Genomic DNA, 7202 nt, shown 5'->3' on the forward strand with positions numbered 1-7202 from the left:
AATTTAAATAGGTTCTTTTATTTTAACAAATACAAATTGATTTTAATTCTAAATTGGACAATACTCAATTATTGAAAAGCTTTTTAAAATTATTTTAATAAGTGAATTCGGTTAAGCTCTAGACTTTATTAAGTTCTTATGCAAGAGAATTTAATAAGGCTTTTATTAATTATAATAATTTCTGTAAAAAAGTTGGCAAAAATAGTTTTTGCTATATAGTTGTTATTAACAAGCAGGAGGAAAAAGATGGAAAATCTTTCAAACAATAATAATCAAGAAATACAAAATAATATACAAGGAGATCTCAAAATGACAAGTATTAATCAACAAAGTTTTACTGGATGTAAAATATTTGAGGAAAAATCTTCTCCTATTAAAGAAAAAAGTAAATTAAGTAAGATGGGTAAAAAATTACCAGGAATAAGTAGTCAAGAATGTTTTAGATTTAATCGAAATATTGATTTTAGTGTGCAAAGAAACAAGCTTGATAAATACGGCGCTAGTGAAGCAGGTAGTATTCTAATTGGTGGTGCGGGGCTAAAAGATTTAATGATAAACAGAGTGCTTAAATATTTTGATATGAGGCTACCGTTTGAAGAGAATTTATATATGCTCAAGGGCAAAGAGTTAGAGAATTTAGGATTTAGAGAATTTGTTAAAGCACACGGTAATAATATTGATATTTTGTATAAAAACAAGTATGCCAATGGAGTTGATAAGTATAACTATTTCAAAAAAATGGGTAGTGCAGAAACTTTAGTAGGGTCAACAATTGATGGCTGGTTTATTAATAATAATGGCGATTTAGAACTTTTAGAGATTAAAAATAGCGACTCTCATTATATGAGTAGCGCTATTGCTGAGTACAATAAAAATGGCAATTTTTTAAGCAGTAAGTATTTTTTCAAATACTATGTGCAGGCGCAAATGCAGCTAGCATGTACTGGACTTGAGTATTGTAATTTATTCTTTTTAATAGATGCTGCACCAATTAACTGTAAGATTAAAAGAAATGAGGCCCTAATATCAAAAGTGTTTGAATTTATTAATAAATGTGAATTAGAAATTAAAAATTTAAAAAAAGATATTTATAGTAACTATAGAGAGGAATACTTAATGGCACACAATTTTAACAAGGATACGTTTATAAAGCTTGTTGAAGATTTAGTAGAAAGGAGTGAATTTTATAGTTCTGGAGTTGAGTTTGATTGGGGAAGGGAATTTATAGAATATGTTGATTGTGTAGACCTTGAAATTAAGGATAGGCAAGTTGCTGAAAAGGTTGCGTATTATTTAATGGAGATTGATAGTGAAAGAGAAGGATTAAATAAAATTCAGAATGAAAATAAAAAGAGAGAAAAACCTTATAAAGATTCGATGAAAATGAAAATTGACATTATTAAGAATATATGTCCACTAATTGAGCATGTGAATTATAGATTTGGAGAGTTTGTGTTCACTCTTAATTCTAAGAAAAGGGTGATATCAGATAGATTAAGTGGTCTATTGCCAAGTGGAACAGTATTTTTCCCTAGCAATATAGCATTTGCAAATAATGTTAGTGTCCCCATGTGAATGGGTGCACTAAAAAATTAAAGAAATAATTTAATATAGTAGAGGTAAACAATGCTTATTAATAAAATAAAACAAGATAATAGAACTTTAAGACCAGAGATACAAAAATGGGGTTGTTACTTTTTGTGTCTACATTACTATACAAGTCTATTTAGGAAACGTGAATTTAATGCTTATGAGATAAATTCAGCATATTATAGATTTATAGGACTTGGCTACATTAAGAGTAATTGTTTTATTATAAGTCCATGCATGATACTTAATTACTACGGAATTAGAAGTAGTGTAAGATATGAATCTTTAAATTATTTGGGTACAGTTAATGAATTTGAGATAAGTGAAGTTAAAATCGATAAGGTTAATGGTTATCACTTTATAGCAACAAAAAATAAAGAAATATTATATGATTCACTTGACTTAAAACCACGTGGAAAAATATTTAAAGTAACTTCAAAACGTATATTTAAACTAAAATAGTTTTGCTAAAGTTTAAGGCACTTTTTAGTGCATTCATAAGCTTGAATTTTATTAGCAGAAGATAGTCCGTAGATATTATCAATTTCATTAGTTGAAGAATATTTCATAAGGTCTTTAATTTGAAAAGAATTGTAACCATTAGATTTTAAATTTGAAATATATAAATTTCTACATAAGTGAAGCGATTTATTTACACGAAATCCTGATTTTTTAAGAAGATTTTTGAATTTTTTAGAAATATGTATAATATCAATTTGGTTATCTTTAAACTTATGTTTGCTCTTTTGAAAAAGATAAGTACGCCGTGTATCAAGAGTTTTTTCTTCAAAATGATTTTTATGTGCTGTTTGGATAGCCGCAAACTCTTCAGAGCTAATAACAATTTCTCTAATACAGAAGACATTTCTTTTTTTAGCTACATTTACTTTAATAGTGTATAAAGTTTTTCCAGTTTTGCTTAGTAAGGGGGTAATATCTTGCATTTTTACTTTTTGCATTTCAGTGCCTCTACACCCACTTATTAAGAGTAAATGTACAAACCAACCAGAAATTGGGTCAATTTGTTTTAATGTTTTGGCGCATTTTAGAATTAATTTAATAATTTTTGGAGTCAAGAAAAACTTGGGAGTTGGTTTTGAATTTTCTTTTTTAGGTTTAGATGAATTTTCTAGTAAATTTTTAAGAATTTTGTTTTCATTTATAATTTTTAGATAGTCTTGGAAGAATTTGAGCATAAAATCTTTATCGAAATTATTTAAATTAAAATAACTATTAATGTCCATAAAACAAGCTCCTTCTAGGTGTTACTTTTAAATTAAGTAAAAGTAATAAAAATAGATGAAAAAAGTAATTTATATTGTACCAAAAACGAAAAATTTTAGTCAAATTTTGGGTGTTCTCATTGCATGCAAAATCTGGGCTGTAGGATGGCTGTAATAAAGAGAAGTGTCAATTTCTGAGAGGGGTACACAAGAAAGATAGTATACTTTGTGTGATATATAGCAAAGACTTTGAAATTTAATTTGTATATGTTTTATAGTCTTTTGTAATGGGTAGTGCATTTGCAATGGAGAGATTTTGGGGAGTTGATTAAAATTACATTTGCGTTTTGTTAATATGTAACAGGTGAATGTAACAAAATTATATATTTAAATCTTTGAAAAATTGTATTTATTGGGTGTTGCATTATTATTGAGGCTTATGGAGTAACTTATGAATAAGATAATAAAAATGTTAATTATTTGTTTAGTTTTTGTGATGATAAGTTCTTGTAAGTATTATGCAAGGGGTAAAGATTTAAAACAAAATGTAAAAGAACAAATTAGGGGATTTCTAGATACAAAAGAAAGAATTGTTTCAGATGATCCAACAGTATATGAAATAGCAGAAAAATTAAAAGAAGAAGTAGTAGAAAAATTAAAAGAAGAAGAATTAAAGGTTAAAAAAGAAAATAAAGAAGAAAAAGAAGATTCTAATAAGAATGATTTAAAAGATGATAAATGTGACAAAGTATTAAAACCTGAGCTTGAGCCTATAGCTTTAGAAAGCAAAGAACCAAAATTAGAAATAGCAGAAATATTAAAACCAGAATTACCCGAAATGCCAAAATTGCCAGTAGTAGTAAAACTAGTAGTTAAAGAAAAAACAGAAGAAGAGAAAGCTAAAGATAGAGAGGTTGCAGAGCTTAAAAGAAAAAGAATAGAGCAATATCAAAAAGAAGAAAAAGAAAGATTAGAAAGGAAAAAGCAGAGAGAAGAAAGAAAGAAATTAAGAGAATCAGAATCAAGTGGAAAGTTTCTAGAGGGAGCAACTAAAGGTAAAATTTCAACAGTAGCAAAACAAATAGACAAGATAATTAGTGATATTAATAGTATTAATCAACAATCATCTTTTGAAGAAAGAATGGTAGTATCTGGGAAAGAAGTTGAAGATAAGATTACAGGCGCTATTTATGATGATATTACTGATAATCGTTCAAATGGTAATTCTATTTATTCTGAATGGGGCGACTTTCTTGAAGAAGAAAGTGGATTTAAAAGTCTTATTGATGAGCTAGAAAAAGCTAGAATAGAATTAAGGGGCAAAATAAAAGAGGGCAAGGATAATAATGAAAAAAATAAAAATACTGTAATAATTAGTGATATTAAAGTGGATTTAGAAAAATTAAAAGATTTTTTAAAAAAATTAAAAGAATATCTTCAAAGTAGTGATCATAAAGAAAAGCTTCAGAAAGTTGTAAAATGTTTAATCGATCCAGAGAGTGATGATTGTAAATAGTAGATAAAAAAATTATACATTAAAGGTGAAAAAAATATTATTCAAGATTTTTTTTGACAAAAGAAATAGTTTTATAAGCATAAATTATAAAAAACAAGACTAGTTACTAGTCTTGTTATCTTATTTAAGTTATATTTTTCAAGGAGTAAAAGTGAAGAAATTATTATCCAAGATATTGTTTGTTTTTATGCTATCTATAACTAGCATGTATGCTAATAAAGTTTCAGATTTTGAAGTTTTAGATTTTTATAATAATTTAGATCAAGAGTCAAAAAAGGCAGTATGTGAACTATATGGTACTGATCAACTAACTTTAGAGCAAAAAAGACAAATATATAGCCTTTATGAGGCAGAACAAGAAGGCAAAAGAAAAACTGGAAAAAGTGCTAATGAAAGAATGAATGACTTTTTAGAACTTGCCAAAAAAAGTATCGAAGAAGTTCTAAAAGATGAATATATAATAAAAGAATATAAAAGTCTTAAAAATACTAAGGTTGATTTTAGCTACAAGGAAGGAATGCTAGAAGAATGTTTGGTAAAATTAGGAGAAGAAAATTCCGTTGGTTTTTTATTTCTTGTTTATGGTATTCTTGATAAGATTAATCAAAAAATATCAAAACAGAACCAAGCACTTGTGGTTGACAAATTTAAAGATATATTATTTATGAGCATACATCACTATTACAATAGAATTTTCACAAGTAATAATCTTATGAACACATTGAAAGATTTTTCTAAACTTGTAGATAGAGCAAAATTTTAGCAAAATACAATAAATTAGTGAACTGCTATTTCTATAATTTTCGATTTAGAAATAGCAGCGAATTCAACCAATAAAAGCCAATAAATACTCCCTGCTAAATATCAACAAGACAATAGTTTATGTTAATAATTTGCAAATTGCTTTACCATTTAGAGTAATAATTTGTTAATTTTGTTATTTTAGGAGAAATTGTTTTGAAAAAAGTTAAAAGGTCTTTTGATGATTATGTTGCATATTTTAGCGAGGGCTTATTAAGCGATGTAGAAATAGCAGCTAAACTGGGGGTTTCTAAAGTAAATGTGTGGAGAATGAGACAAAAATGGGAAAGTGGAGAAACTTCTGTTAGCGAGGACTCTAGAGTAACAATTAGTGAAGATACTTTTGAACACCTTTTGTCGCAAACCTTTAGATCAGAAGTTAACGCTAGGAAAGTTAGAAGCGAATTAGATTTAGAGCGGGCCAATTTAGAATTAGGGTTTATACATGCATTTAAGCGATATTCTAGTGTTGAGCTAGCCAGCATGCATACTAAAAGAGAAAATTTAAGAGCCGAAATTGATGCTTTAAATAAAGCAAGTAATAAAAAAAGTAAGAAAATTGTTAATGGAGAAATTAATTCTTTAAAAAGTGAGCTTGATGAATATGTAAAGGAGTGCTCAATAAGAGAAATGGAGCTTTACTATGAATGTATGAAAAAACTTACAACTGCTCATGAAGCTGAAAGCAAAAGCAACTATAAAAATAGTAAAGGACACAAGTGAACCTATATCAAACAAAACTTTTTACAACACTTCAAAAAGAATACAAAAATAAATATGGAGTTGATATATCACAATTTGTAAAGCTAATAAACTCTTCAATTAATTTTGATAAGTTTGAAGAAAAACAGCTAACTTTAAAACAAAAAAATGTGATAAAAAGCATTCAAAAGAATAATGAAAAGAAGATTATACTCAGCGGTGGTATAGCTAGTGGCAAAACGTATCTTGCCTGTTATCTTTTTCTCAAAAGTTTAATTGAAAATAAGAATTTATATTCTAGTGATACGAATAATTTCATTATTGGCAATTCGCAGCGCTCAGTTGAAGTTAATGTTTTGGGACAATTTGAAAAACTATGCAAACTTCTTAAAATTCCTTATATTCCAAGACATACAAATAATTCATATATTCTAATTGATTCACTACGTATTAATCTATATGGTGGAGATAAGGCAAGTGATTTTGAAAGATTTAGAGGAAGTAATTCAGCACTTATTTTTGTCAATGAAGCCACAACTTTGCACAAGCAAACTTTAGAGGAAGTCTTAAAAAGACTAAGGTGCGGGCAAGAAACTATTATTTTTGATACTAATCCCGATCATCCAGAACACTATTTTAAAACCGATTATATTGATAATATAGCAACTTTTAAGACATATAATTTTACAACTTATGATAATGTTCTACTTAGTAAAGGATTTATAGAAACTCAAGAAAAATTCTATAAAGATATCCCATCATATAAAGCAAGAGTTTTGCTAGGTGAGTGGATAGCAAGTACCGATTCAATTTTTACACAAATAAATATTACTGAGGATTATGTATTTACTAGCCCGATAGCATATTTAGACCCAGCATTTAGCGTTGGAGGGGATAACACTGCATTATGCGTTATGGAGCGAGCTGATGATAAGTATTATGCTTTTGTATTTCAAGACCAACGACCAGCTAATGATCCTTATATTATGAATATGATCAAGACTGTTATAGAAAATTTCAATATACATACACTTTATTTAGAAGATAGAGATAATACAAAAGGTGCTGGTGGATTGACCCGTGAATATATTTTGCTAAGAAATAATATGAGTCAATATTTTAGAATTGTCCCAGTTAAGCCAAAATCTAATAAATTTAGTAGAATAACAATGTTAATTACGCCGTTTGCTTACAAGAAACTTTACATTACGAAATACAGTAGCTCTTCTGTATTTAATGATATTTATTCGTATAAAGGAGATAACAAAACCCATGATGACGCTCTTGATGTAATATCTGTAGCATATTTGATGTTGTCTTTAGGATATAGAGAGAGAAGTGTTCACTTTGGCAATCAAAGATTTTTGTAA

The 7202-nt window shown here is 27.8% G+C and carries 7 protein-coding genes; 6 read left to right on the forward strand and 1 reads right to left on the reverse strand.

The genetic code is table 11. The features are described 5' to 3' along the window. Window positions 1-246: 246 nt before the first annotated feature. Entirely contained in the window at window positions 247-1575 is a 1329-nt protein-coding gene (locus QIA22_RS05990; RefSeq protein ID WP_367611851.1) for a DUF244 domain-containing protein, read from the forward strand. Window positions 1576-1626: 51 nt separating this feature from the next. Further along, complete coding sequence (locus QIA22_RS05995) at window positions 1627-2052, forward strand: DUF261 domain-containing protein (RefSeq protein WP_367611853.1); 426 nt, start codon at window positions 1627-1629, stop codon at window positions 2050-2052. A 5-nt stretch (window positions 2053-2057) separates the two neighbouring features. On the opposite strand, the gene QIA22_RS06000 is transcribed toward QIA22_RS05995, so the two are convergent. Beyond that, entirely contained in the window at window positions 2058-2834 is a 777-nt protein-coding gene (locus QIA22_RS06000) for a tyrosine-type recombinase/integrase (RefSeq protein WP_367611855.1), read from the reverse strand. Window positions 2835-3264: 430 nt separating this feature from the next. Between QIA22_RS06000 and QIA22_RS06005 the strand changes: the two genes are divergently transcribed. From QIA22_RS06005 to QIA22_RS06020, 4 genes are all read left to right on the forward strand, one after another. After that, window positions 3265-4329: a hypothetical protein gene (locus QIA22_RS06005; protein WP_367611857.1), complete on the forward strand. Its 1065-nt coding sequence runs from the start codon at window positions 3265-3267 to the stop codon at window positions 4327-4329. Window positions 4330-4480: 151 nt separating this feature from the next. Beyond that, window positions 4481-5092 carry a DUF643 domain-containing protein gene (locus QIA22_RS06010; protein ID WP_367611859.1) on the forward strand — a complete coding sequence of 204 codons (612 nt, stop codon included), beginning with the start codon at window positions 4481-4483 and terminating at the stop codon, window positions 5090-5092. A gap of 194 nt (window positions 5093-5286) precedes the next feature. Continuing rightward, on the forward strand, window positions 5287-5853 hold the full coding sequence (locus QIA22_RS06015; protein WP_367611861.1) for a DUF603 domain-containing protein: 567 nt from the start codon (window positions 5287-5289) through the stop codon (window positions 5851-5853). Then, on the forward strand, window positions 5850-7202 hold the full coding sequence (locus tag QIA22_RS06020) for a PBSX family phage terminase large subunit (RefSeq protein WP_367611863.1): 1353 nt from the start codon (window positions 5850-5852) through the stop codon (window positions 7200-7202). Before QIA22_RS06015 ends, QIA22_RS06020 begins: the two co-directional genes overlap by 4 nt.

It is taken from the genome of Borreliella kurtenbachii, assembly GCF_030437945.2.
GTDB classification, from domain to species: domain Bacteria; phylum Spirochaetota; class Spirochaetia; order Borreliales; family Borreliaceae; genus Borreliella; species Borreliella carolinensis.